The 23230-nt window shown below is 59.1% G+C and carries 25 protein-coding genes and 1 other RNA gene; 5 read left to right on the forward strand and 21 right to left on the reverse strand.

Annotated features, from left to right (window positions below; translation table 11 throughout):
- Positions 1–3: 3 nt before the first annotated feature.
- From K5Q35_RS00350 to K5Q35_RS00400, 11 genes are all read right to left on the reverse strand, one after another.
- Positions 4–1599 carry an ABC transporter substrate-binding protein gene (locus K5Q35_RS00350; RefSeq protein ID WP_013961065.1) on the reverse strand — a complete coding sequence of 532 codons (1596 nt, stop codon included), beginning with the start codon at positions 1597–1599 and terminating at the stop codon, positions 4–6.
- A 117-nt stretch (positions 1600–1716) separates the two neighbouring features.
- The gene (locus K5Q35_RS00355; protein WP_220798025.1) at positions 1717–3708 is read right to left on the reverse strand and encodes a CocE/NonD family hydrolase; all 1992 of its coding nucleotides are present in this window, start codon (positions 3706–3708) and stop codon (positions 1717–1719) included.
- 53 nt (positions 3709–3761) lie between these two features.
- Positions 3762–4874, reverse strand: a complete 1113-nt coding sequence (locus K5Q35_RS00360) for a glycerate kinase (RefSeq protein ID WP_220798026.1) — start codon at positions 4872–4874, stop codon at positions 3762–3764.
- A 30-nt stretch (positions 4875–4904) separates the two neighbouring features.
- The gene (gene dtd, locus K5Q35_RS00365) at positions 4905–5351 is read right to left on the reverse strand and encodes a D-aminoacyl-tRNA deacylase (protein WP_220798027.1); all 447 of its coding nucleotides are present in this window, start codon (positions 5349–5351) and stop codon (positions 4905–4907) included.
- A 43-nt stretch (positions 5352–5394) separates the two neighbouring features.
- Positions 5395–6501 carry a TFIIB-type zinc finger domain-containing protein gene (locus K5Q35_RS00370; protein ID WP_220798028.1) on the reverse strand — a complete coding sequence of 369 codons (1107 nt, stop codon included), beginning with the start codon at positions 6499–6501 and terminating at the stop codon, positions 5395–5397.
- Positions 6498–6923, reverse strand: a complete 426-nt coding sequence (locus K5Q35_RS00375; protein ID WP_220798029.1) for a hypothetical protein — start codon at positions 6921–6923, stop codon at positions 6498–6500. The genes K5Q35_RS00370 and K5Q35_RS00375 overlap by 4 nt, the downstream gene beginning before the upstream one ends.
- An 87-nt stretch (positions 6924–7010) precedes the next feature.
- Positions 7011–8147 (reverse strand): SPFH domain-containing protein, encoded by a 1137-nt coding sequence (locus K5Q35_RS00380; RefSeq protein ID WP_220798030.1) that lies wholly within the window; start codon positions 8145–8147, stop codon positions 7011–7013.
- 27 nt (positions 8148–8174) lie between these two features.
- On the reverse strand, positions 8175–9047 hold the full coding sequence (locus K5Q35_RS00385) for a DUF2927 domain-containing protein (RefSeq protein WP_374758565.1): 873 nt from the start codon (positions 9045–9047) through the stop codon (positions 8175–8177).
- A gap of 79 nt (positions 9048–9126) precedes the next feature.
- Positions 9127–10323, reverse strand: a complete 1197-nt coding sequence (locus K5Q35_RS00390) for a toxic anion resistance protein (RefSeq protein WP_013961073.1) — start codon at positions 10321–10323, stop codon at positions 9127–9129.
- Positions 10324–10356: 33 nt separating this feature from the next.
- Entirely contained in the window at positions 10357–11241 is an 885-nt protein-coding gene (locus tag K5Q35_RS00395) for a 5-bromo-4-chloroindolyl phosphate hydrolysis family protein (RefSeq protein WP_013961074.1), read from the reverse strand.
- Positions 11242–11516: 275 nt separating this feature from the next.
- Positions 11517–12374 (reverse strand): pseudouridine synthase, encoded by an 858-nt coding sequence (locus K5Q35_RS00400; protein WP_220798031.1) that lies wholly within the window; start codon positions 12372–12374, stop codon positions 11517–11519.
- 63 nt (positions 12375–12437) lie between these two features.
- On the opposite strand from K5Q35_RS00400, the gene K5Q35_RS00405 reads away from it, so the two are divergent.
- Positions 12438–12887, forward strand: coding sequence for a nucleoside deaminase (locus K5Q35_RS00405; RefSeq protein ID WP_013961076.1), 450 nt, complete (start codon positions 12438–12440; stop codon positions 12885–12887).
- Between the two features lie 10 nt (positions 12888–12897).
- Here the strand turns inward: K5Q35_RS00405 and K5Q35_RS00410 are convergent, their stop codons facing one another.
- Positions 12898–13587, reverse strand: a complete 690-nt coding sequence (locus K5Q35_RS00410) for a metal-dependent hydrolase (RefSeq protein WP_220798032.1) — start codon at positions 13585–13587, stop codon at positions 12898–12900.
- Between the two features lie 98 nt (positions 13588–13685).
- Between K5Q35_RS00410 and K5Q35_RS00415 the strand changes: the two genes are divergently transcribed.
- Positions 13686–14345, forward strand: a complete 660-nt coding sequence (locus K5Q35_RS00415; protein WP_220798033.1) for a ceramidase domain-containing protein — start codon at positions 13686–13688, stop codon at positions 14343–14345.
- 101 nt (positions 14346–14446) lie between these two features.
- On the opposite strand, the gene rpmG is transcribed toward K5Q35_RS00415, so the two are convergent.
- Complete coding sequence (rpmG, locus tag K5Q35_RS00420) at positions 14447–14614, reverse strand: 50S ribosomal protein L33 (protein ID WP_013961079.1); 168 nt, start codon at positions 14612–14614, stop codon at positions 14447–14449.
- A 233-nt stretch (positions 14615–14847) separates the two neighbouring features.
- Positions 14848–15696, reverse strand: a complete 849-nt coding sequence (locus K5Q35_RS00425; protein ID WP_220798034.1) for a helix-turn-helix domain-containing protein — start codon at positions 15694–15696, stop codon at positions 14848–14850.
- Positions 15697–15820: 124 nt separating this feature from the next.
- Here K5Q35_RS00425 and K5Q35_RS00430 point away from each other — a divergent pair, with 124 nt between their 5' ends.
- Entirely contained in the window at positions 15821–16042 is a 222-nt protein-coding gene (locus tag K5Q35_RS00430; RefSeq protein ID WP_013961081.1) for a DUF2061 domain-containing protein, read from the forward strand.
- Positions 16043–16273: 231 nt separating this feature from the next.
- On the opposite strand, the gene rnpB is transcribed toward K5Q35_RS00430, so the two are convergent.
- The 7 genes from rnpB to K5Q35_RS00465 form a co-directional block, all read right to left on the reverse strand.
- An RNA gene (gene rnpB / locus K5Q35_RS00435) (RNase P RNA component class A) lies at positions 16274–16674 on the reverse strand.
- 59 nt (positions 16675–16733) lie between these two features.
- Entirely contained in the window at positions 16734–17366 is a 633-nt protein-coding gene (locus K5Q35_RS00440) for an N-acetylmuramoyl-L-alanine amidase (protein ID WP_220798035.1), read from the reverse strand.
- A gap of 2 nt (positions 17367–17368) precedes the next feature.
- The gene (locus tag K5Q35_RS00445; protein ID WP_259650422.1) at positions 17369–18076 is read right to left on the reverse strand and encodes a hypothetical protein; all 708 of its coding nucleotides are present in this window, start codon (positions 18074–18076) and stop codon (positions 17369–17371) included.
- Between the two features lie 41 nt (positions 18077–18117).
- Entirely contained in the window at positions 18118–19605 is a 1488-nt protein-coding gene (gatA, locus tag K5Q35_RS00450; protein ID WP_220798037.1) for an Asp-tRNA(Asn)/Glu-tRNA(Gln) amidotransferase subunit GatA, read from the reverse strand.
- Positions 19605–19892, reverse strand: a complete 288-nt coding sequence (gatC, locus tag K5Q35_RS00455; RefSeq protein ID WP_013961087.1) for an Asp-tRNA(Asn)/Glu-tRNA(Gln) amidotransferase subunit GatC — start codon at positions 19890–19892, stop codon at positions 19605–19607. Before gatC ends, gatA begins: the two co-directional genes overlap by 1 nt.
- 315 nt (positions 19893–20207) lie before the next feature.
- Positions 20208–20945 carry a Bax inhibitor-1/YccA family protein gene (locus K5Q35_RS00460; RefSeq protein WP_013961089.1) on the reverse strand — a complete coding sequence of 246 codons (738 nt, stop codon included), beginning with the start codon at positions 20943–20945 and terminating at the stop codon, positions 20208–20210.
- Between the two features lie 176 nt (positions 20946–21121).
- Positions 21122–21337 (reverse strand): DUF1127 domain-containing protein, encoded by a 216-nt coding sequence (locus tag K5Q35_RS00465; RefSeq protein WP_220798038.1) that lies wholly within the window; start codon positions 21335–21337, stop codon positions 21122–21124.
- 122 nt (positions 21338–21459) lie between these two features.
- Here K5Q35_RS00465 and K5Q35_RS00470 point away from each other — a divergent pair, with 122 nt between their 5' ends.
- Entirely contained in the window at positions 21460–22335 is an 876-nt protein-coding gene (locus K5Q35_RS00470) for a LysR family transcriptional regulator (protein ID WP_013961091.1), read from the forward strand.
- 472 nt (positions 22336–22807) lie between these two features.
- Positions 22808–23185, forward strand: coding sequence for a helix-turn-helix domain-containing protein (locus K5Q35_RS00475; protein WP_013961093.1), 378 nt, complete (start codon positions 22808–22810; stop codon positions 23183–23185).
- Positions 23186–23230 lie beyond the last annotated feature (45 nt).

A 23230-nucleotide genomic window follows, 5' to 3' on the forward strand; every position in this document is an offset into this window, starting at 1 on the left:
GCCCTAAGCGTCCGTCAGCCAGCATTTGATCGGTGCTTTGTTGTTCATCAGCGGACCGTTCGGATCATCGACCCAACCGCCCACATTGCTGGCAATCGCCCCGACGAAATCATTGAACATGGGCAGGATCAGACCGCCTTCGTCACGCACCATCATGGCCATTTCCGAATAGATGGCCTTGCGTTTGGCTTCATCGATCTCGGCGCGGGCCGCCAGCAGTTTTTCGTCGAACTCCGGTTTTTTGAAGCGCGTATCGTTCCAGTCTGCAGTCGACAGATAGGCGGTCGAATACATCTGGTCCTGCACCGGGCGACCGCCCCAATAGGACGCGCAGAACGGCTGTACGTTCCAGACTTCGGACCAGTAGCCGTCATTTGGCTCGCGTTTGATTTCCAGTGGAATACCCGCGGCTTGTGCGGACTGCTGGAACAACGCGGCGGCATCAACCGCGCCGGGGAAGGCCCCATCGGCTGTGCGCAGAATGATGGGCGATCCGTCATGGCCGGATTTCTTGTAATGCTCCGCCGCTTTGGCCACGTCATGTTGGCGCTGCTCGATCGTCGTGTCGAACAGAGGGTATCCGGCATTGATCGGGAAGTCATTCCCGATGGAGCCATAGCCGCGCAGGATTTTGTCGACAAGCTCTTCGCGGTTGATGGCGTATTTCAGGGCAAGGCGCAGTTCATTATTGTCGAAGGGTGCAGTGTCGATGTGCATGATGAACACGTAGTGCCCGCGACCGGCTGTCGATTTCACGCTGAGGCTGGGTGCACGGTCCAGAAGGGCCGCCACTTTGGGGTCTACGCGGTTGATCATATGCACTTGGCCGGACTGCAACGCGGCGGTGCGCGCGGTTGCATCATTCAGCACCAGTTGCTCTGAGAACTCTGCAAAGCCGCGGTTGTCTGCGTCCCAGTAATCATCGCGCCGTTTGAAGCCATGACGCACGCCGGGTTCGTCAAATTCAATTGTATAGGGGCCGGTGCCGATGCCTGCGGCGGGGTTATCCATGCCGCCACCAGGCTGGATCATCAGGTGGTAGTCTGCCATCAGGTAGGGCAAATCGGCATTGCCGGTGGACAGGTCAACGATGAAGTTGTCGCCATCCACGGACATTTCTTCGATGCCGCGCATGATGCCGAGGGCACCCGACTGGCTGTCTTCGTTGGAGTGGCGCTGCATGGTCATCATGACATCTTCGGGAGTCATTTCCTTGCCGTTTGAAAACGGAATGCCCTTGCGGATTTTGAACACCCATTTTTTGGCGTCAGATGATCCTTCCACGCTTTCGGCCATGCGCATCTCAAGGCTGCCATCGGCACCGACATCCACGAGCGTCTCGCCCCAGTGGCGCAGGTTATAGAGCGGCACTTCGGAGGCGGTCAGGGCCGGGTCTTGCGTGTTCGTGCTCTCGCCACCCGAGGCGCCCAGTTTCAACGTGCCACCGCGCACGGGGCCTGCTGCCTTTGCAGCGCTCGCAAGCATGGCATTAGCAACCACGGCTGTGACACCAAGCGCTGCCGCGCGCCCCACGAATTCGCGGCGGGTCATCAACCCTTTGGTCACACGTGTACTAAGGTGCTTGAGTTCGTCGTTCATCGTCATCTCCCGATTGTGATGCGCTTTGTGCGCTTATCTGTTTTTTCGTGATGTCAGTAAGCATGCGCATTTCCTGCCATGCCGCAAGGCTTATTGCACGAATTTGATTGTACCCATCTAAATGTGGTCGCGGGGAATTTGGTCTGACACATCACGCGCATAGATGCATTCGTCGTTCTCATAGGCTTCGATGCGCGCCGAAAGGAAGAACGTATCCGCGTCGCACCACATTTTGCTATGCGCCTCAGTACGCAGGCGTATGTTGTCCCGCTCGATTTCCTCGGTCCAATGGCAGGTGCCACAGGCCGACAGCGGATCATCCGGGTGAATGTCCCAGCGTTCGCGCGCAACTGAACCCGCGATCAGGCCATGTTGCTTATCGCGCAGTTTCCCGAAATCATCTTCGATGATCAGCGAGACAACCCCTGTGGTCATGTCCGTTTCGCGCCGCCGCACGCTTTTGGCCTCGCGCAGTGTTTCAACCTCCCACGGGGGGGCGGCGGTCGGCGGTTCGAATCGGTATTCGTCGCGCCGTGCCTTGCGACGCACGGGCAGGTTCATCGTCCCACTATGCAGCGTAATGCGTGCCGCTTGCGGTGCGGGCCAGATCAGCGGCCAGTAGTTTGTCGACACGGAAACCCGCAGTTGGTGACCTTTGGGCAGCCGGTATGCAATATGATCGAGGTGGAAAACCACGCGTAAGGGTTCCCCCGGCGTCAGATGGCTGGGGTTGGCATGCCCGTCGCGGTGGCTCAGGTTCATCACGCCATATGTGATGCGCGTCGTCGCACCATCGGGATGCACGTGATTGAGCCGCACGGCGATCTGCGTCTGTGGCTGGTCGGAACTCAGCCGCAAGGTGATGCGTGGCGCGCCGAAGATATCCGTGTCATCCTCCGCCGGGGCGCTGTCAAACGTGGCGGAATGCGTATCATCGCGCCGCTGATCGCCCGGCATTTCCGGCCCCAGCCAGATGGCGCAATATTCACCGGATTCCGCACCGCAATCCTGTGGCGATGAGACCTCTGCCCGCAAGGCCCCTGCGCCATCGGATAGGCCGTTGTTCGTCAGATGCAGGGAGCGATGGGGGATATGTGTTGTTGCGCCATATTCCTCTGCTGCCCAGCGACCAGGACGTTCGGAATACCAGCGTTGGGGGCGTGCGCCGTCCATGATGTAGGCGCGGTAATCGGGGTCCTGCGTCACTCCGGTGTCGATATCCTTGAGCCAGTGATCCCACCAGCGCAGCGCCTCCTGCAGAAAACCGATGCGCGGTTCGGGCACGGCGAAATGGGGGTATTTATGCACCCATGGCCCGACAATGCCCTTGGCATCCGGCAGCGCTTCGACCAGTTTCGGCACCGCGTTTTTATAGGCGTCCCCCCAGCCGCCAATGGCAAGCACCTTGGCCTTGATGGCGCTGTAGTCTTCGCAGACCGAGCCGTGTTCCCAATAGGCATCGCGCCTTTGGTGGCGCAGCCAGACCGAGGGTAAAAACGGTTCGTTTTCAAGGCGTTCCAACCACATGGCGCGCCAGTCCGGGCGCAGGGCAGGGTCGGGGGCGCGGCTGGAATAGGCCCACATTGTGGAGCCCCAGCCGAGGTTTTCATTCAGCAGGCAGCCGCCCTTGTAATGGATGTCATCTGCGTAGCGATCCACGGTCGAACAGAGCGTGATTACGGCTTTGAGCGGGGCAGGGTCAAGGACCGCAACCTGCAATCCGTTAAAGCCGCCCCAGCTGATCCCCATCATCCCGACACGTCCGTTGCACCAGTCCTGTGCTGCGATCTGGTTGATGACTTCGACCGCGTCGGCCAGTTCCTGCGGGGTGTATTCGTCCTGCATCACCCCTTCGCTGTCACCATTGCCGCGCATATCGACCCGCAGGCAGGCATAGCCGCGTTCTGCAAACCACGGGTGGGTCAGGGCGTCTCGCGCGCAGGTACCATCGCGCTTGCGGTAGGGTAAGTACTCGAGGATCACCGGCACAGGATCTGACCCTGCGTCCTTGGGTTTCCACAATCGCGCAGACAGCCTGCATCCGTCTGAAAGCGTGATGCCGAAATCTGCGTCTTCTTCGATGTCGCGTAGGGAGGTGTCGTTATTCATGCGCCAACGGTTGCCGCCCTGTGCCCTGTTGTCAAGCGGTCAGCGCCGCCCTTTCACTCCTTGAGCGCGATGACGAGGTCCATCACATTTGTGCCCGTGGGCCCTGTGCGCAGCAACGCCCCGCGCGCGTCCAGCCATGTCCCTGCATCGGCGCGATCAAGCGCGTCCTGCCCGCTGATATCCCATGTTTCGCCATTGACAATGGCCCCGGCGGCATCAGTCGGCCCGTCCGTGCCATCGGTTCCGGCAACCAGCACCTCAATTCCGGACTGGCCCGCGATTTCGCGCGCGATCAGCAGGGCGAGCGCTTGATTGCGCCCGCCACGTCCCGGCTGCGGCGGCAGAATTACGGTGGGCTCACCGCCCCGGATGTGCACGCCCGCAGGCCCGGACACAAGCGCGCGGCCGAGACGCGGCCCGAGCGTTTTGATGTCGTCATAAAGGCTCTCTTCGTTTGATCTGACCGGCAGGCCCTGATCCGTGGCCTTTTGCGCGACAGCCTGTCTGGCGATGGCGTTGCTGGCGACGATCTGCGCGGTGAAAGAAAACGGCGGATCCTCCGGCGCATCTGCAACCCCCGATCCGATGACGGAGAGCATATCGCCCTCCACATCCGAAATCGCGAGGCTCGTCACCTGCACGCCCTTGAAATTGGACAAAAGCTTGCCACCCTTCACCCGGCTGAGGGTTTTGCGCACTTTGTTCATCGCGTGAATATCCGCGCCAGAGCCAAGCATTTCGGTCGTTCTGGCTTTAAGCCCGGCCAGATCAAGCCCCTCGACCGGGGCTTCGGCAAGGGCAGAGGCGCCACCGGACACCAGCATCAGCAAGTGGCTGCCAGCCGCCATGCGCGACACCACATCCAGCATGCGCGCCCCGGCCAGCAGCGAGCTTTCGTCCAGTACCGGGTGCGCCGCCTCGATGATTTCTGCACGCGCGGGGGCACCGTCCGCGTGGTCATGTTTCGTGACAATCAAGACAGGGGCGTTGGGGAATTTCTCATGGGCCGCAATCGCCATGGCCGTGGCGGCCTTGCCCACGGCGATGATCTGATCGGGGCTGTCGGTCACAGCACCCGTTGACAGCGCATGCTGCACGGCACTGTCGCCGCGCGCGGCCATAACGCCAGCCTCAAAAAGGGATACCAATGTGTTTTTATGTGTCATGCGGTGTCTTGTGCAGTTGAAAGGAAAAGGTCAGGCATCGGCTGTATCAAGCCAGAGGGTAACAGGCCCATCGTTGCGAAGCGATACCTCCATATCCGCGCCGAACTGGCCGGTCTGCACGGGAATGTCCAGCGCGCGCAGATCTTGCGCGAATTGCTCGTATAGCGCTTGCGCCTCTGCGGGTTTGGCAGCACCGGAAAAACCGGGGCGATTGCCGCGTGAGGTGTCGGCGGCCAGCGTGAACTGGCTGACCACAAGGGCGGCACCGCCGGTTTGTGCAAGGTTCAGGTTCATTTTACCGGCGTCATCCTTGAATACGCGCATCCGTGATATCTTGGCGGCCAGTCGCGCGCTTGTGTCCGCAGTATCACCGGGCATGGCGCAGACCAAGATCAGCAGCCCATGGTCAATCGCGCCGATTGTATTGTCGTCGACCGCGACCGATGCCGCACTGACGCGTTGCAGCAGCGCCCTCATCGCGTCGCCGCCGCGCCGTGGTGTTTCGATTTGACAGTTCGGATCATTGGTTCATCGCGTAAAAATATCCCACAGCGGCGGCCACAGATAAGCCGACGATGGCGGCCAGTGCAATCTTGATCGCTGAATACGGCCGCTCCCCCTGCACCTTGCCCGTGCGCCCGTTCACCACAAAGCGATAGGTTTCTCCGCGGTATTTGTAGGCGGCAAGCCAGACCGGCAAGAGGATATGTTTGAACGTGACATCGCGAATTTGCGTATCGACGCGGTGAACGCGTTGCCGGTCGCCGCCGATGTCGAATTTGATGTCACGGCGGATCGTGGCGTCCATGATGGCGCGCGCCTCAACAAAGCCTTGCTCCAGCGTGACGGCGTATCCTTCGGCGCGAAAGCCTGCGAGGTATTCGGGCGTATAGGGTTCAAGTGCGGCAAGATCCCAAGGGGCCAGACCATCGGTGAACCTTTTGGGAAGGCTTTTTGACGCCAGCACCAGAACGTCATCAAAGAACCGCGCAACCTGCCCGCGCGCTGCGCGCCATCGCACCTTGGCGACCCGGACGGTTGTTGGTTTTCCGTCGCGCATGACCTGACGGGTCTGATAGTAGACCGTGCCCCGCTCGCCGGTATAGCGCGACGTGGTGTCTGCATCATAGGTCCAGTAGGGCACATAGATGCCATCCATCTTGCGCCCCTTGCGGGCGTAATCCTGCAGCCCGTTTGGCGCGAACCAAAGCGAGCCCAGCCAGTCGTTCATCGCATCATGGGCGGTGCGCTCATCCAGTGCGAAAGGCAAAACCGCCCGCGGTTTGATGTGGCGGTGAGTGCCGGTGTCGGTGACGACAGGCGTTGCACAGAACGGGCATTCCTTGGCGTGCACATTGGGATCAAAGGCGACTTCGGCGGCGCAATTGGGGCAGGAGGAGACGCGCGTCTCTTCCATTTCGGGTGCGGGCAGATCGCCTTTCAGGGCCGTGTTGAAATCAAGCTCGCGGATTTTCGCCGCCGCCCATGGCCCTTGATCGAGGCTTTCGATATGCCCGCAATGCGCACAGACCATTTGCCCCTGTGCCGGGTCAAACCGCAGGTCTGCGCCGCAGGTGTCGCAGGGAAAATGATGCTCTGCCTGCTGGATTTGCGCCTCTGTGCTCATAACATACCATGCAGGGATCTTGGCGTTATCCGGCGCAGCGCCCCATCCATCAGCGCCATGTGCCGCCAAAGGTTAAAGAGTGCGTGCAGGGCAGTGGCGGCGACCAGAGCGACCAGCAACGCATGCGTGCCAGGGCCGGGTAAATGCGCCCCAAAGCTCAGCGCCAGCGTGCTGAGGGATGTCCAGACCAGCAGAAGATACATGGCGCGATTGAGCCATGGATGCGCCTGTCGAAACGGCCCCGTCAGTTTCGGACCCGGCCCATTCATCCGGCCAAACGCAAGGGCAAGCGCGCCCATGGCCAGACCGCTCAGCCCGAAGGCGGCGGTAAAGAGTGCGGTTTCGCGCCCCGATGCCAAAACCAGCAAAAGCAGAACCAGCACCAGCCAGTGTAACAGGATGGTGGCACGGCGGCGGGTCATAACACGCGCGCTTTCGCCGGGCTATGGCGCGCGGTGCGGCTCAGTTGTGGCGGCGCGGCATATGGTTTCTGACGTTTGCTCAAGGGTTTATCCCGCGTTCGGCAGGGGCGGGGGAGGCGGCAGGACGGTGAAAAGCTGTGCGAGTTCCGTTACGTCCTCGGCGGCCATCCAACCATCCTGACCGGGCGTCCAGACGAGAGTCTGACGCGTCAGCGCCCCTTCGCTCACCATGCGGCCCATCTTGGCTTTGGAAAAGGGGCCCTTTGTCTGACCCTGCTCTGCGATGTGCCAGACATGTTCGACCGGGGGCAGGGCGGGAGGGGCCATTTGCCGCGCCGCAGCAGCCGGTGCCGCCTCGGCCCGCGCGCCCCAGGGGCCTGCCTGTTGCGCGGCGGCCTGCCCGATCTGCATGCCCAGACCGGCACCCAGACCTGTCTGCAGGGCAGCCGCCCCGCCCCCATCGCGCCCCAAGGCTTCAGCGGCCTGAAACTGCATGTATTCGTTGAGGTTCCCGATCACACCCATCGACGATCGCTTGTCCATGACCTGTTCCACGGACGGCGGCAGCGAGATGTTTTCGATGTAAAGCTCTGGCATCGACAGCCCGTATTCTGCCAGCTGACTGCTGATTTCCTTGCCCACCAGCTGACCCAGTTCGCGCGTGTTGGCAGCCATGTCCATGACCGGGATGCCCGCGCGCGCAAGGGTGCGCGAAAATTCCTGCACGATGATGTTGCGGATCTGAAAGCTGATCTCATCCATGGTGAATTCGCCATCGGTCCCAACGATTTCGACAAGGAACTTGGCCGGGTCGCTCACCTTGATCGTATAGGTGCCAAAGGCGCGCAGCCGGACCGGGCCGAATTCCGGATCGCGGCAGATCACCGGGTTTTTAGTGCCCCATTTGAGATCGCTGAACCGGGTCGTATTGACGAAATATACCTCGGATTTAAACGGGCTGCGAAAGCCATGATCCCAGTGTTGCAGCGTCGTCATCACCGGCATGTTGTTGGTTTCAAGCATGTAAAGCCCCGGCGTAAAGACATCCGCAAGTTGCCCCTCATGCACAAATACGGCCGCCTGACCCTCGCGCACGGTCAGTTTCGCCCCATATTTGATTTCATGCCCTTCCCGCTCGAAACGCCACACCATGGTGTCACGGGTGTTATCCGTCCAATGGATGACGTCGATGAATTCGCCGGAGAGAAAATCAAATATACCCATATGTCTCAGTCCTTTGGTCTGTGACCCCTACAAGGGGCCAGAATTGGTCAGTTCACGTGCGATGATCCGTGTGATCGGCGCGGCCTCGGCAGCGCTCATCCCGATATCGAGGCGCGGATCGTAGAGCATTTTCAGCAGAAGCTCATCATGCGCGGTCAGTAGCGCGAATTCATCGTCATCATTGAAGATCGAAGGGCGCGCATCGCGGCTGTCATTGGCCAGCCCAAGCCCCTGGGCGAGCTCTTCGTGGATGCAGCTGAGCCGCAAAAGGTCCGGGTTTTCAGCGCGGACGACAGCCACGGCCGCCGTGTAGGTGTTTGCATCTGATCCGGTGGCAAAGGCAATGACAATACAATAGTTGTCGCGGCCAAAGTCGCGCAAGGGGTCGAGGTCTTGCGCGTTGAGGCCACTGAGGCGCGCGGCGGCTGTGTTCAGGGCCGCGTCGCGATCATCTTCACCGGCAACGATCACAATGAAATTCGCCGGGCCGAGTGTGTTAACCGGATGACCCGTGACGCGCCCCAGCCTGCCGGCATAGTCACGGATGCGCGCATCCTCCGCCTTGCGTACGGAGGGCGGCACGCCTGCGCCGAAAATCGTGTCAAAGCGCACCGGTCCTTCCCATCTGCGCAGCAGGCTTTCTCCGCCACGGCCCTGCAAGGCACTGGCGTATTCGTTGTAAAATACGATCTGTTCAAAGTTGCGCGCCAGCATGTCAGGCGTAAAAGGCGTGTCAGGGCCGCCTCCGTCCTCACGCAGCAGGCCCTGACTGAGTTGTGCGGCCTGCACCTGAACAAGATAGCTGCGCAAGGCAGCGCTTTGTTCTGAGGTCGGTTGAACGCCTGGCTGCCCAAGCCCCGCAGGGCGCGCCTTGGGTGTTATGCTGGTTTTGAGGGGCATATCACAGGCTGCAACAGCAAGGAGCGCGGCCAAAGCCACGCCCCAGCGTAATATGGAACAAATCCGCTGCACCTTGATCCTAACTGGGGACCGCAGTGGCTGCGGTGTCGCCTGTGCCATCGCCGCGCGCTTTGGCAGAGGCCAATGTGTCGCGCAGCTTGCTCTCCATCTCTTTCAATTCCACTTCGGCGGCGGCGCGTTTGGCTTTGCCTTCATCCGCAATTTGCAGGCTCTCTTCTATGGTGCCGATCAGGTCTGCATTGGCCTGTTTCACCGCTTCGATATCAAAGACGCCCCGCTCCATTTCCTCGCGGATAACCTTATTGCTCTCGCGCAGGTTCTTTGCATTGGCGGTCAGCAGTTCGTTCGTCAGATCATTGGCCTGACGCACGGCTTGCGCGGCTTCGGCAGAGCGCTGGATCGTGACGGCCTGCGCCAATTGGGTTTCCCAAAGGGGCACGGTGTTGACCAGCGTCGAGTTGATTTTCGTGACGAGGGATTTGTCGTTTTCCTGCACCATCCGGATGGACGGCAACGACTGCATCGTGACCTGACGTGTGAGCTTCAGATCATGCACACGCCGCTCCAGATCGTCGCGTGCGGCGCGCAGATCGCGCAATTCCTGTGCGACCATGACCTGATCGTCCTCGGCTGCCGCATCGACCTCCGCGGCCTTGGCGGGGATCACCGTTTCGTCCAGTTCGGTCAGTTTCTCTTCGCCCGCCGCGATGTAAAGCGCCAGTTCATCATAGAAATTCAGCGTCTTTTCATAGAGCATATCGAGCGACTTGATGTCCTTCAGCAGCGTGTGCTCGTGCTTGAGCAGCTCATCCGTGATCCGGTCAATCTGTCCCTGCACCTCTTCGTATTTCGCGGTGAATTTCGCGATGGGGGCGGCGCGACCCAGCAGTTTCTCAAACCAGCTTCGGTCCCGGCGCATGTCCAGTTCGGCAGTGGAAAAGCCGCGAATTGTGGTCACGATATCGCGCAGACTGTCGCCCGCAGGACCCACATCCTTGTTGCGCACACCGCCCAGCATGGCTTGCGAAATTTCCTGCAGTTCCACCTGAGCGCGGCTGCCGAAAGAGACAATCGAATTTGTATCCGACATGTCGATCTCGGCCATGCGCTTGGTGATTTCTGCGCTGACGGGGGCATCTGCTTCGGCCAAGGGAACGATGGCGTTCGCTTCGATGGGTTCCGGCAAGGTCGCTGCGGTCACTTCTTCGACCATGGCGAGGGTCTCCTGAGCCTTGGCGCGTATTTCTTCGGACATGGTAACTCCCTTAATCAAGTATCAAAAGATGCGTTAGTCTAGACGCACGCCTTCGCGGTCCAGACGATCCCGCAGGACGTCTATTTCGACGGTCAAATCACTATGATCATCGAGCAGTAGTTTCTCGTGGCGGGCCGCAAAGTTGCGTTGCAGGTCATCCAGCAGCGACAAGTAGTCGTCACGCGTCTGGGTGCGTTGGTTCTGTGCGTAAAAATCCACAAATTTCGCCGTCGCATCGCGCGCGCCGAGCAAATAGACGCCGAGGTATTTCCGCGCGGCAGTCAGGTCACGCGGGTCTTCCTCAACCGTGCGGATCAGCTTGCGCGCGGCGGATTGAAAGGCGGCCATGCGCTCATTGATCTGACGATCCCCAATGCGCAGCAGTGCGTCTGTCATGGCCTTGAGGTGCGCGTCGGCCTCATCGACAACACGTGCCACGCGGTCCTGCTGAAAAGTGTCGATGCCTTCCATGCCCTTGTCGGACAGCGGGTCGATGCCAAAGGCGGCAAGATGCAGGCCCGTCACGGCCACACCATAAAGAACGGCGGCGATAAGGCCATTGTCATGGCTCAGCGCGCCAAGGGCGATGCCCCCGCCCGCCAGCAGGGCCGCCAGTATCTTGCGGGGCAGGGCAGGGCGGCGCGCAGCTTTGCGATCACGATACGCGGCTTCGGCCTGCAAGCCGCCGCGCAAAAGCCACGCCCCCAGACATAAGGTTCCCGCCCCGGCCAACCCTAGAACAAGCGCGAGCGCGCCGTTGAAGACTGCGGTAAAAAGCAACGCGACGGCTGGCAGGAACATCAGGTTCGCGCGGGCACCGACAGGGTCCACAGTGGCCGCGGTAAACGTCGCTTCGGCCTGCGAACCTTCCTGAGGAGCGCCTTTCGGACTGAATTGGCCGCCAAAGCGTTTGGCCATGATTACAGACCCCCCATCAGACCGGAAGCCACACCAACCATCAGAAGCAGCAGCGCAAGATAGGCCGTTTTTTGAAGCGTCGTTGGTCTCATTTGGTCCCCTAAACCGATGTCTTGGTCAAATATAGGCCCTTGCCGCAAACTGCGCTAGGGTTGAGTTCCGAACAAACTGCACCTGAACCAGTGTAATACTGTTATCACTGAAATGATGCAGCGATAGATGAGTTTGACGACATTTTTCTCAATACTACGAGGGGGAAAGCCGCAAAGGATGCGTCATTTACGCGGTTTTTTGGTGTGTTTGAATGATTTGCCCGGGGCTGCTGTGCGCGTCCGATTCACATTTGGCCCCCGTTTTTTGCCAGCACCCGGGTGTTTTGGTGCGCTCTCCTCAACCTCGCCCTCAAGGCCCAATTGGTCACGAAGGATCTTGCGCCGCACCTCTTCAACCGCGCCGGGCTTCAATTCCCCGAGTTGAAAAGGACCATAGCTGATCCGGATCAGGCGGTTCACGGATAGGTCCAGTTCCGCCAATGCGCGGCGAATTTCGCGGTTTTTACCCTCGCGCAGCCCCACGGTCAGCCATGCATTTGCACCTTGCTGGCGGTCCAGCGTGACCTGCATGGGTTGAAAATTTTCACCCTCGCTGCTGATCCCGCGCCGCAGCGGGTCCAGTGTTGCATCGGTTGGTCTGCCATTGATACGCACGCGGTATCGGCGCAGCCATCCCGTCGTGGGCAGTTCAAGGCGACGTTTGACCCCGCCATCATTGGTCAGCAGCAACAGCCCTTCGGAATTGATATCGAGCCGCCCGACGCTCATCACACGGGGCATATCCTCCGGCAAGGCGCTGTAAATCGTTTCGCGGCCTTTTTCATCGTTGTCGGTGGTCACGAGGCCCGTGGGTTTGTGGTAAAGCCAAAGCCGTGCGGGTTCTGGTGGTGACACTTCTTTGCCATCCACCGTGATCTTGTCGGTGCCCTGAACATTCAGTGCCGGGGAGGAAATATGCTGTCCGTTCACCTTGACGCGGCCGGCCTCGATCATACGCTCCGCCTCGCGGCGACTGGCAACACCTGCGCGGCTGAGGACTTTGGCAATGCGGTCGCCCTGCGGCGTGGGTTCTGATGTCATGAGGCGGGGCATACCGTGTTTGTCGGGCTTGCGAAAGAGAACAGTTTGCGTGCAAGTAAGCCCATGCAGTTCAACACGCATATGCAAGCGGCCCTCTCTGAGGCACGTGCAGCCGCCAAGCGCGGTGAAGTCCCGGTCGGTGCTGTCGTTGTGGACCCGGATGGCCTGATTATTGCCGCTGCAGGCAATCAGACCCGCGCGGACCTCGACCCGACAGCGCATGCTGAAATGCTGGCGATCCGCCGGGCCTGTGCTGTGCTGGGGACGGAACGGCTGATCGATCATGCGCTTTATGTGACGCTTGAGCCTTGTGCGATGTGTGCCGCGGCAATTTCAGCGGCGCGGATATCGCGGCTGTATTACGGTGCGGGTGATCCGAAATCGGGTGGCGTGGCACAGGGCGCGCGCGTCTTTAGCCATCCGCAATGTCACCATGCGCCAGAGGTGTTTGATGGCATCGCCGCTGCGGAATCCGAGGCCATGCTCAAAGGGTTCTTTACCGCGCGGCGGTAGGAGGCGTAGCTCAAAAGGGTATCGGTTTCATGACCTGCGGTTCAATCACATTGACCTCTGGCAGTGCGTCGATGAGGTCGGTCGCGGACTGTTCAAGCAGCTCAAAAGTCTTGTAGTGGCAGGGGATCACGGTTTTGAAGTCAAAGTACCGCTTGGCGGCATAGGCCGCGCCCTTCATATCCATGGTGAAATGCCCGCCCGCGCTGAGGATGCCGATATCGGGTTTGTAGTAATCGCCGATCCAGTCCATTTCGGCGGAGATACCGGTGTCACCTGAAACGTAAATGGTATGACCCTCGCCCTGCACGATGAACCCCGCTTCGCGCCCGAGGGAGGCCGTCGCGTCCGGCCCATATGATGTTGAATGAAGGGCCGGGACCAGCGACACGGCCACCTTGCCGAGGTTCACCGTGCCGCCCATGTTGAACCCTATCACGCTCAGGCCTTCCTTGGACTCGAGATAGCTCATGAAATCATAAATTCCCACGGCAGGTGCACCCAGCGATTTTGACAGGGCCACAACGTCCGCCGTGTGATCGAAATGGCCATGGGTGATCAGGATATGCGTCGCGCCCGTGGTGGCGGCCGCGTGCTGATCCTCAGGCAACATCGGGTTGCCTGTCAGCCACGGATCAATCAGCAGCACCTGATCTTCGATTTCGATGCGAAAGCTGCCATGCCCGAGCCAAATGATTTGCATTGAATCCCTCCCTGTCTGCAATACTTGGACCTTAGACGCGGATGCCGCTTTAGGCAAAACCGTCGTTGGCCGCATGTTCAGGTGCAAGGGAGACAAAGGTGGAGTGGACGCGCTACGTTGACGGATACTGTGAGCGTATGGGGCCTGAATACTGGGCGGAACCCATTAATGCGATCACCAATCTCGCCTTTGTCCTTGCAGCACTTGTGATGTGGCGGCGTGCGCGCGGGGTCCCCTTGGCACGCGCCTTATGCGTGGTGCTGGGGCTGATCGGGATCGGCAGCTACCTGTTTCACACCCATGCGCAGGTCTGGGCTGCGATGGCGGATGTATTGCCCATCATCGGTTTCATTCTGCTCTATCTGTTTGCGGTGAATCGCGCGGCCTTTGACGTCAGCGGGTGGGCTGCCTTTGGGCTGACGGCGCTTTTCATTCCCTACGCCGGTATGATGGTCCCGGTGTTCTCGCTTGTCCCGGCGCTTGGCGGGTCAGCGGCATATGCGCCCGTGCCCCTGCTGATTTTCCTCTACGCCGGATTTCTGCGTCGCCGATTGCCGGATTTTGCCCGCGGTCTGGCGATTGGCGCGGGGTTGCTTGTGCTTTCACTGGCGTTTCGCACCTTGGATGAACCGATCTGTGAGGCCATCCCGATGGGCACGCATTTCATGTGGCATGTGCTGAATGGCGTCATGCTGGGCTGGATGATCTATATATACGTGCGCCTCATGCACCAAAAGGCGCGCAACTCTCACGCCTGACGCAGATGTGGGACAAAGCGTGGTGCTAGAAAGGGCGCGGTTCATGAAAAAAGGCTGCGCACTCTGCACAGCCTTTTCATTCGCTTCGCCGGAAGATCAGTTTACTTGATCTTGCCTTCTTTGTACTCAACGTGCTTGCGCGCAACGGGGTCATACTTTCTGATGACCATCTTTTCGGTCATGGTACGCGCGTTCTTTTTCGTTACATAGAAATGGCCTGTCCCCGCCGAGGAGTTCAGACGAATTTTGATCGTGGTTGGCTTGGCCATGTTTTCTCTCCTGCTGCGTCCCAACTCCGCCGAGGGGTCGCGTAAATCCTGAAACCCGGCTTTTACCCGGATCAAGCAGTGAGTCAACAGCTAAACGATGTATTCATCACCCCAATCTTGCCCGGTCAAGCGCAGACCGCCGTGGCCGGCGCATGCAAAACCCCCGCTGAGCATGGCTTGAGATATCGTGTGATGGGCGAGGGCCGCTCAGGTCGAACGCGATCAGTGCCATATCAGTGTTGGCCACCGGTCAGGGACCGGATGAATTGCGGGACATTGCGTGCATCCACAACGGCCTCGCGTACCAGCCAGTCAAAGTGACTGGAGAGCGATTTCACCCGTTCGATCTCGCGAAACGCGAGATAGCATTGCCCCACATAGACCACGGCGAGGTTCGGTCCGAACACGGTTACGGGGGAGCTGAACACCCGATGGGCGTCAAACAGGAAAACGCGCAGCCGTGGAAACATCTGATCGCATTGGTCGGCAATGAAGTTCAACTGTTCAAAGCGGGTGCTTTCATCAACGCCTTTATAATAAGCGGTGCCCGCCGCGCAGGCTTCGATTTCGTGGATCGGCAGGGCGATTTCGTAATCCGACACGCCGGATGCCAACCATGCCAGTTGATCCTGCATTGCGCGGTAGGCTTCGGGCAGGCGGCGTTCGCGCACGGCGGCGTATTCCCACTCCAACATGCGTTCTGTTTTCAGGATATCGGGCAGGGTCGCCGGGACATGGCGCACCTTGTACCCGGCCGCCTCGTGATGCCATTCCAGCAGTTGTTCATCCGCAGAGGTTCGCTCGGCCGGGCTAAGCGACAGGGCCGCCGCCACGATATCGCCCGGTGTTTCCGGCCTGTTCGTCAAGCCCAGCAGCCAATCGGTACTCACGCTCAACACATCCGCCACATCTGCGGCCAATTGTGCGTTTGGCAGGCGCGGGTGGTCATCTTTCAGCAATTGGCCAATGGTGGAGCGGTCCACCTTCGTCGCGCGGGAAAGCGCACTTTTCGTCACCCCTTTGAGCATCATTGCTTCTTCAAGCCGTTTTCGAAACAGGGTCGCACGCAGGCGTTTGTCCATTGTGATCAACTTTGCAGATAAAATGCACCAAAATTGAATTTACGCAGCAAATTCACCAAATGTCCACCGGGCACAGTTTGCGATAGCAAAATGAAAATCCAAAGGCTTGCATGGAGAGTTTCCGATGGACACCAAAATCAGATTATTGACCAAAGCCGTCACTTGGCAGGTTGCCGGGTTTTTCACGATGATGTTGATCGGTTTCATGTTCACGGGGTCAGTTGCAGCGAGTGGTGGCATCGCATTTGCCGGATCAGTGGCGGGGTTTTTGGCATATTTTGTGCATGAGATCCTGTGGTCGAAAGTTGCATGGGGCAGGGGCGGTGTCCCTGCGATGAAAAGGTAGGATCGTTGATCTACGGGCCACGATTAATCACGCACCGTTTAATGCGTCAGGCGAAAAACCTGAATTACATAACGCTGCCTGAAATAAAAGATTTCAACGCGTTACGTGATACTTGATGTTTCAGGTACTTCGTCAGACACTCTAGAACGGGCCGGTTCTGGTCCTGCATGCATTACCGTTCACCGACTGACGGGCACAGAAAGAGTGCGACAGATCGGTTGCTTTTTTAAAGTGCGCGGAGGGCCTGTAAGCCGGATTCTGTTCCCCGGAGTTGCCCCCGGTTCGATGACCATTCCTCTTGCCCGGCGGTTGCCCGCAAGGCTCTAGCTGCCAACCCGGACCTGCTGGGGCAAAAGCGGCCCCGTCTTGCGACGCGCGGTCCCTATTTGGCATTGCTCCCGGTGGGGCTTGCCATGCCGTCCCTGTTGCCAGCGACGCGGTGGGCTTTTACCCCACCTTTTCACCCTTGCCTGTCGGCGGTTTCGGTTGCCCGACCTGCGCGACAGGAGGTCTGTTTTCTGTGGCGCTTTCCGTCAAATCGCTTTGCCCGGGCGTTACCCGGCACCGTTGCTTTTTGGAGTCCGGACTTTCCTCGACCCTGTTGCCAGTGCCGCGGCCATCCGGCCCTCCGCGCGGGTGCGTGATGCGCGTAAATCGCAGCAGCGTCAATGGCCATTGCAGCGGCCCGGGGTCAAACCCGGTGATACAACTGCAGATCGTCGTCCGTAAGCGGGCCCTCGCGCCATGGCGCAAAGCGCAGCCGCGTGGCCCTCAGCAGCGTTGCGTGATCCACAGGGGCGGTAAAACCTGCGCGCTGTGCGGCGTGTTCAAACCCATCGCACTGCGTCTCCGGGGCCACGGGTGCGGCCAACCCCTGACGGGCCAGCCGTGCCCAGTCAAAGCGTGGCCCGGGGTCTGATTTGCGCCCCGGCGCCATGTCGGAATGGCCAATGATGTCGCTTGCAGCCACTGGCCAGCGGCTGCGGATGCCCTGCAACAGATCCTCCAGCGCGGCCATCTGTGGTTCGGGAAACGGATGCGTGCCGTCGTTATCCAGTTCGATGCCGATAGACCGAGAATTGATGTCAGTCAGCCCGCGCCATTCCCCGACGCCCGCGTGCCAGGCGCGTTGATCCTCCTTGACCATCTGCGTCACGGGGCCGCTGCGATCAATCAGATAATGTGCGGAAACCTCGGCATCCGGATCACACAGGCGCGCGATGGCTGCGTCGGCGCTTGCCATGGCGGTATAATGAATCACGATTAGCGTAGGCGCCAGACCATTGCGCCGCGGGCCAAAATTCGGCGAAGGGCAGTGCCGCATGGTTAGCCTTGCGAGGCGCTGCGAAAAGGCGTTGGATCCCAGCCGCAGGCATAGCCATCCCCGTCCGGATCAAGGCCTTTGCGATCCCGTTTGGGGCCGCCACGCGCCAGAAAATCCAGCTGGGCCTTGTCCGGCGACGGATACTGCGCGCAGTTACGTTCTGCCCGCGCGGCCCCATTCAGACCGGCGCGTGCGTAGACCTTTGTGCCGACCGGATGGGTTGTCGCCAGCGCGAAGGCGACGATGTTGGGCTGGTTGTCGCCCGTGCGTTCCGGCAATGCTTCTGGTTGAATGAGCTGATATTGCGCGCGGTTCTGGGCGATGCGTTCTGCGTCACTTTCGATGCTGCGCTGCTCAGAGACGGCATCGAAATTGTTCTCATTGGATATGCCGATTGTATTCGAAACCGTTGGCGGAACAGGCTGGAGCGTCGATGTCGTGCTGGTCTGTTGCAAAATCCGCGTGGTATCGGCAGCGGTTTGTTCAGCAGACCCGTCTGCCGGCACTGCTCCTGTAACCGGAATGGTGCCATCAACGGGGGGTAAAACCGTGTCGGGCGCGCCGAGGGGGGCGCCTTGCAGCGCTGCATCGCGTGCCTGTATCGCTTCGGCCGATGTGAACCCGGCACCGCGCGGACTGTCGGACACCTGTGGCGCGCAGGCCGCCAGTATCAGTACAGCAGGCAGTACAACGGATAGATGCGGTCGCATGCGAATTCCCATCTTTTTGCCCTCTTGGCTCATATCAAAGGTTACCACCATTTATCCGGCTTGGCCACAAAACCCGCCGCTTGTTCAAGCGCATAGGCGGCGTTCAGCAACTCCGCCTCTTCCCACGGGCGACCGATGAGTTGCAGGCCAAGCGGCAGACCATTTGCGTCAAGCCCGCCCGGCACCGCAATTCCGGGCAATCCGGCAAGGTTGACGGTCACGGTAAAGATATCGTTGAGATACATCGCGACCGGATCAGCGTCGGTCATTTCGCCCAGTCCAAAGGCCGCCGACGGGGTCGCAGGCGTCAATATCGCGTCAACACCCTGCGCAAAAACGGTTTCAAAGTCCCGCTTGATCAGCGTGCGCACCTTGCGCGCGCGGTTGTAATAGGCGTCGTAAAAACCTGCGGAGAGCACGTAGGTACCAACCATCACGCGGCGCTGCACCTCGGGTCCGAAGCCTTCGGCGCGGGTCTTTTCATACATCTCCGTGATGCCATCGCCCTGATCCAGTTTGGCGCGATGCCCATAGCGCACACCGTCATAGCGCGCGAGGTTTGACGACGCCTCAGCCGGGGCAATCACGTAATAGGCGGGCAGCGCGTATTTCGTGTGCGGCAGGGAGATGTCGATGATTTCAGCGCCTGCGTCCTTCATCATGGCGATGCCGGTTTGCCACAGCGCTTCGATCTCATCGGGCATGCCGTCCATGCGGTATTCCTTGGGGATGCCGATCTTTTTGCCGCGAATATCCCCGCTCAGCGCCGCCTCGAAATCCGGAACGACCAGATCGGCAGAAGTACTGTCCTTTGGGTCATGACCTGACATTGCCTCCAACATGATCGCAGCATCGCGCACCGATTTCGTCATCGGCCCCGCCTGATCGAGCGAGGAGGCAAAAGCCACAACCCCCCAGCGTGAACAACGCCCATAGGTCGGTTTGATCCCCACAGTGCCGGTAAAGGCCGCAGGCTGGCGAATGGAGCCGCCGGTATCCGTACCGGTTGCGGCAAGGCACAGATCAGCGGCGACCGCCGCCGCCGACCCTCCGGAAGATCCCCCCGGTGTCAGCGGTTTTTCATCGCCCGCGCGTCGCCAGGGGTTGATCACATCGCCATAGACCGAGGTTTCGTTGGACGAGCCCATGGCGAATTCGTCCATGTTGAGCTTGCCCAGCATGACCGCACCGGCGTCCACAAGGTTCTGGCTGACGGTGGACTCGTATTCAGGCAAAAAGCCCTCGAGAATACGCGATCCGGCCTGCGACGCCACACCTTTGGTGCAGAAAAGATCCTTGATGCCGATTGGCAGACCGCACATCGCAGGGGCCGCCCCTTGTGCCAGACGCGCGTCAGCTGCTGCTGCCCGCTCAAGCGCAAGATCGGCGGTGTGATGCACAAAGGCGTTCAACACGCCTGCATCCTCGATGGCCGTGAGGCAGGCCTCGGTCAGGTCTTTCGACGTGGTTTCTCCTGCGCGCAGCGCATCGCGCGCCTCGGCCAGTCCCAGTTCATTCAGCTTGCTCATTATTCAACCACCTTTGGCACGGCAAAGAACCCTTCGCGGGCATCTGGCGCATTGGACAGGACACGTGCTTGCTGGTCGCCGTCGGTGACAACATCCGCGCGGCGTTTCAACACTTGCGGTGTCACCGATGTCATGGGCTCGACGCCGTCGATATCCACCTCGTTCAGCTGTTCGATAAAGCCGAGAATGGTGTTGAACTCTCCGGCCAGCGCGGGCAATGCGGCTGGTTCAACCTTGATCCGGGCCAGTTTCGCCACGCGGGCGGCGGTGCTTTCATCAATGGACATGCGGGTTCCTCATTTACTTGGCCGCCATGTACCGCGCATGCGCGCCCTTGCCAAGTCTCAGTCTGCGCTGAGCGCTCTACGATGGGTGGTTGTTTTCGTCCGGGTGCAAAACTTTGCGGCGGTGCGCTGGTGCTTATCGCGTTTCAGGATGATCGGGACCTGAGCGCGCGCGCAAGCAAGCGCGGCTTTTGCATGGCTCGCAAACAGGCCAATTGACCGGGGTTCGCGGTCTGAAGGTAACGAGTCATCAAATAAAAAGCCTGCCAAGTCAGGTGACTGGCAGGCTTTGTTCTGTAATCGCTTAAAGCGTGCGACTTATTCTCTGTTTCCGAACAGGGACAACAGCATCATGAACATGTTGATGAAGTTCAGGTAAAGGCTCAACGCGCCCATGATACCAGACTTCTGCAGCCACTCGCTGTCGCCATGGTGGGCATGCGCGAGATATGTGTTCTTGATGTTCTGCGTGTCATAGGCTGTGAGGCCCGCAAAGATCAGAACACCCAAGGCAGAGATCGCGAACATGATCGCAGGCGAGCCAAGGAAGATGTTGACGATCGATGCAACCACCAGACCGATCACACCCATGATCAGGAAGCTACCCCAGGCGGAGATGTCTTTCTTGGTCGTGTAGCCCCAAAGGGACAGGCCCGCGAACGCGATAGATGTGATCAGGAAGATCTGAGCGATGGACATGCCGGTGAAGGCGACGAAAATCCACGAGATGGACAATCCCATGACGCCTGCAAACGCGTAGAAGAACAATTGAGCGGCAGCGGCGGACATTTTGTTGATCATTGCGCTAAACGCAAACACCATGCCCAGCGGCGCGAACATGATGATCCAGCCAAGGATGTTCGGCGACAGGGTCACCGGGTCGCGGAAAACCGCCATCAGTTGCGGTGCGGTCCCGACCGCCCATGCCACAGCAAAGGTGATCAACATGCCTATCGACATTGTCGCATAGACTTTATTCATGTGGGCGCGCAAACCCGCATCTATCTGGGCGGCGCGGGATCCGGCAGCGGTCCGGATTGTATTCACGTCAGCCATTTTTTAAGACCTCCAAATTGACGTATCTGGCGCGTCAGATTTTCTACGCGCTCTCGCGATTGAATATCGTGGCGTCTTGCGTCCATTTCAAGGCTTTTCGGTCAGGAATGTGCCGATTTGACCAGATTTGGCTAATGTAGCGTTAATCTCTGGTCAAATCGCGCAATCAGACACAGTTAGCAGCGTTTCCAGGCTGCCGGAACATCCCAAACGGTCAGCTGTGCCTCGCGGTCAGCGTCAACCCGTGAGATCCCGACATCTTCCAAGGCGCGGTCGTCCAGTTTTGCCAGCGCGCGGCGGGATTTCCACAAAGCCAACCGGGTCGAAAGTGCGAGGCGCAATGGCTGTGCTGTGCGTCTTCCCCGGACAATTCCAAAATCAATCAGTGCCATGGTCTTTTCCTTTCGATCCTGTGATGCGTTTTCGGTTTGCATCAATCTTCTTGATGTATATGGCAGAGATGATAAGATGTTTAAAACGAATGTTTGTGAAGAAAACCATCAGGGATGCTGATATGAGAAATCTGGACGTCACAACGCTCCGCTCTTTTGTCGCGGTCGCCGATTCTGGCGGCGTCACCCGTGCCGCCGGGTTTCTGCACCTGACGCAATCGGCGGTGTCGATGCAGCTTAAGCGCCTTGAAGAGGTGCTTGACGTCTCTTTGCTGGACCGATCGGGGCGCACCATTGCCTTGACCGCATCGGGAGAGCAGCTGTTGGTCTATGCGCGGCGCATGGTGGCACTGAATGATGAGGTGATCGGCAGATTGACCGACCAAGCCTATGAGGGCGAAATCGTACTGGGCGTTCCGCATGATATTGTGTACCCGGCGATTCCGCAGGTTTTGAAACAGTTTCACGCGGCTTTCCCGCGGGTAAAGGTGCATCTCGTCTCCTCTTACACACGCGCGCTCAAGGACAAGTTCGGGCGGGGTGAATGTGATGTCATCCTTACGACCGAAACGTCGCTGGATGCGGGCGCGGAAACTTTATGCCGCAAGCCCTTGCGGTGGGTTGGAGCGCCCGGCGGTGCCGCATGGCGGCAAAAACCGCTGAAACTGGCGTTTGGGCGACACTGCACCTTCCGCCCGCGTGTGGTGGAGGCGCTGGATACGGCCGGTATCCTGTGGGATGTCATTGTCGAAACAGAAAGCGACCGCACGATTGAAGCAACGGTCAGCGCCGATCTCGCCGTCCACACGATGATCGAAGGCACTGAGCCACCACATCTGGAACGGATAGATCACGGCGGAGTTTTGCCTGACTTACCGCAGCAGCAAATCAACCTTTATGGGGCGCAGGGCAGCAAGGGCGTGATTCACGATACATTGGCGGATTATCTGAGGCGCGCATTTTTGGCGTCTGAGCAGCCGAGGCTGAAAGCCGTATAGGGGGCGTGAGATTATACGGGAGAGCCCATTGAAGTCAAACGGTAAGCTGAATTCCGCTGATCGAACGATCCGTGGTTTTGGTGGGCTCAGACCCTTTGAAGCGTCACTTTTTCGCCTCAATCCGTATCACTCCCGCACCGCTAGAATCGGCATAAATTGTGCAATTTCCGTCCATTCAACGCCTGATTGTGTCCTAACTGTCGGAAAATCACCGGAAATATCAATTTTTACGCAAATTCGCTGCTTTTAATCCTGCGACGCTAAGCGCAGAATTCGGCACGATAAAACACGTATAGATTGTCTATCGCGCGATTGGGCACAGTGGATGGTGCGGTCTTTGGTATTGATCCAAATGACAACTTTCGTATTGTTGCCCCTATTGGAAAGTATCAGTTGCTGAAACAGTGACACAACTATGTCGGTACTGTGGCGGTGACGCGTTTGTAATTTGGGTAAGAGTGAGGAATATCATATGGCACACCTTGTAGACGTACATGTTGGCAAGCGCATTCGGCAGCGCCGGTGGCTCGTTGGAATGACGCAACAGAAGCTGGCAGAATGTGTTGGTATTAAGTTTCAACAAATTCAGAAATACGAGACTGGCGCGAACCGCGTCAGTGCATCGCGCCTTTGGGACATTGCTGACGCTCTCGACGTAGACGTTGCATTTTTCTTTGAAGGTTTGCGCGAAGAAGCAGGTAAGGATGCGCCAGAGCCGGCATCATCCGTGCCCGCTGACATGATGGGTGACAAAGAGGCGATGGACCTTGTCCGTTCCTATTACGCCATACCTGAAAACCAACGTCGTCGTCTGTTTGAATTGGCGCGCGTTCTAAGCGATGTAGCATAAATTTGCTGACTGTGTTTCGGTAAATTTGCCTGTGCTGCCCCTTGC

Origin of the sequence: Roseobacter sp. OBYS 0001, from assembly GCF_019654895.1 — a bacterium.
Lineage (GTDB): Bacteria > Pseudomonadota > Alphaproteobacteria > Rhodobacterales > Rhodobacteraceae > Roseobacter > Roseobacter litoralis.

Bases quoted from the DNA above. Each gene is read 5' to 3' on its own strand.
- K5Q35_RS00350 (WP_013961065.1), bottom strand. From the start codon at position 1,599: ATGAACGACGAACTCAAGCACCTTAGTACACGTGTGACCAAAGGGTTG.
- K5Q35_RS00355 (WP_220798025.1), bottom strand. From the start codon at position 3,708: ATGAATAACGACACCTCCCTACGCGACATCGAAGAAGACGCAGATTTC.
- K5Q35_RS00360 (WP_220798026.1), bottom strand. From the start codon at position 4,874: ATGACACATAAAAACACATTGGTATCCCTTTTTGAGGCTGGCGTTATG.
- dtd (WP_220798027.1), bottom strand. From the start codon at position 5,351: ATGAGGGCGCTGCTGCAACGCGTCAGTGCGGCATCGGTCGCGGTCGAC.
- K5Q35_RS00370 (WP_220798028.1), bottom strand. From the start codon at position 6,501: ATGAGCACAGAGGCGCAAATCCAGCAGGCAGAGCATCATTTTCCCTGC.
- K5Q35_RS00375 (WP_220798029.1), bottom strand. From the start codon at position 6,923: ATGACCCGCCGCCGTGCCACCATCCTGTTACACTGGCTGGTGCTGGTT.
- K5Q35_RS00380 (WP_220798030.1), bottom strand. From the start codon at position 8,147: ATGGGTATATTTGATTTTCTCTCCGGCGAATTCATCGACGTCATCCAT.
- K5Q35_RS00385 (WP_374758565.1), bottom strand. From the start codon at position 9,047: ATGCCCCTCAAAACCAGCATAACACCCAAGGCGCGCCCTGCGGGGCTT.
- K5Q35_RS00390 (WP_013961073.1), bottom strand. From the start codon at position 10,323: ATGTCCGAAGAAATACGCGCCAAGGCTCAGGAGACCCTCGCCATGGTC.
- K5Q35_RS00395 (WP_013961074.1), bottom strand. From the start codon at position 11,241: ATGGCCAAACGCTTTGGCGGCCAATTCAGTCCGAAAGGCGCTCCTCAG.
- K5Q35_RS00400 (WP_220798031.1), bottom strand. From the start codon at position 12,374: ATGACATCAGAACCCACGCCGCAGGGCGACCGCATTGCCAAAGTCCTC.
- K5Q35_RS00405 (WP_013961076.1), top strand. From the start codon at position 12,438: ATGCAGTTCAACACGCATATGCAAGCGGCCCTCTCTGAGGCACGTGCA.
- K5Q35_RS00410 (WP_220798032.1), bottom strand. From the start codon at position 13,587: ATGCAAATCATTTGGCTCGGGCATGGCAGCTTTCGCATCGAAATCGAA.
- rpmG (WP_013961079.1), bottom strand. From the start codon at position 14,614: ATGGCCAAGCCAACCACGATCAAAATTCGTCTGAACTCCTCGGCGGGG.
- K5Q35_RS00425 (WP_220798034.1), bottom strand. From the start codon at position 15,696: ATGGACAAACGCCTGCGTGCGACCCTGTTTCGAAAACGGCTTGAAGAA.
- K5Q35_RS00430 (WP_013961081.1), top strand. From the start codon at position 15,821: ATGGACACCAAAATCAGATTATTGACCAAAGCCGTCACTTGGCAGGTT.
- K5Q35_RS00440 (WP_220798035.1), bottom strand. From the start codon at position 17,366: ATGCGGCACTGCCCTTCGCCGAATTTTGGCCCGCGGCGCAATGGTCTG.
- K5Q35_RS00445 (WP_259650422.1), bottom strand. From the start codon at position 18,076: ATGCGACCGCATCTATCCGTTGTACTGCCTGCTGTACTGATACTGGCG.
- gatA (WP_220798037.1), bottom strand. From the start codon at position 19,605: ATGAGCAAGCTGAATGAACTGGGACTGGCCGAGGCGCGCGATGCGCTG.
- gatC (WP_013961087.1), bottom strand. From the start codon at position 19,892: ATGTCCATTGATGAAAGCACCGCCGCCCGCGTGGCGAAACTGGCCCGG.
- K5Q35_RS00460 (WP_013961089.1), bottom strand. From the start codon at position 20,945: ATGGCTGACGTGAATACAATCCGGACCGCTGCCGGATCCCGCGCCGCC.
- K5Q35_RS00465 (WP_220798038.1), bottom strand. From the start codon at position 21,337: ATGGCACTGATTGATTTTGGAATTGTCCGGGGAAGACGCACAGCACAG.
- K5Q35_RS00470 (WP_013961091.1), top strand. From the start codon at position 21,460: ATGAGAAATCTGGACGTCACAACGCTCCGCTCTTTTGTCGCGGTCGCC.
- K5Q35_RS00475 (WP_013961093.1), top strand. From the start codon at position 22,808: ATGGCACACCTTGTAGACGTACATGTTGGCAAGCGCATTCGGCAGCGC.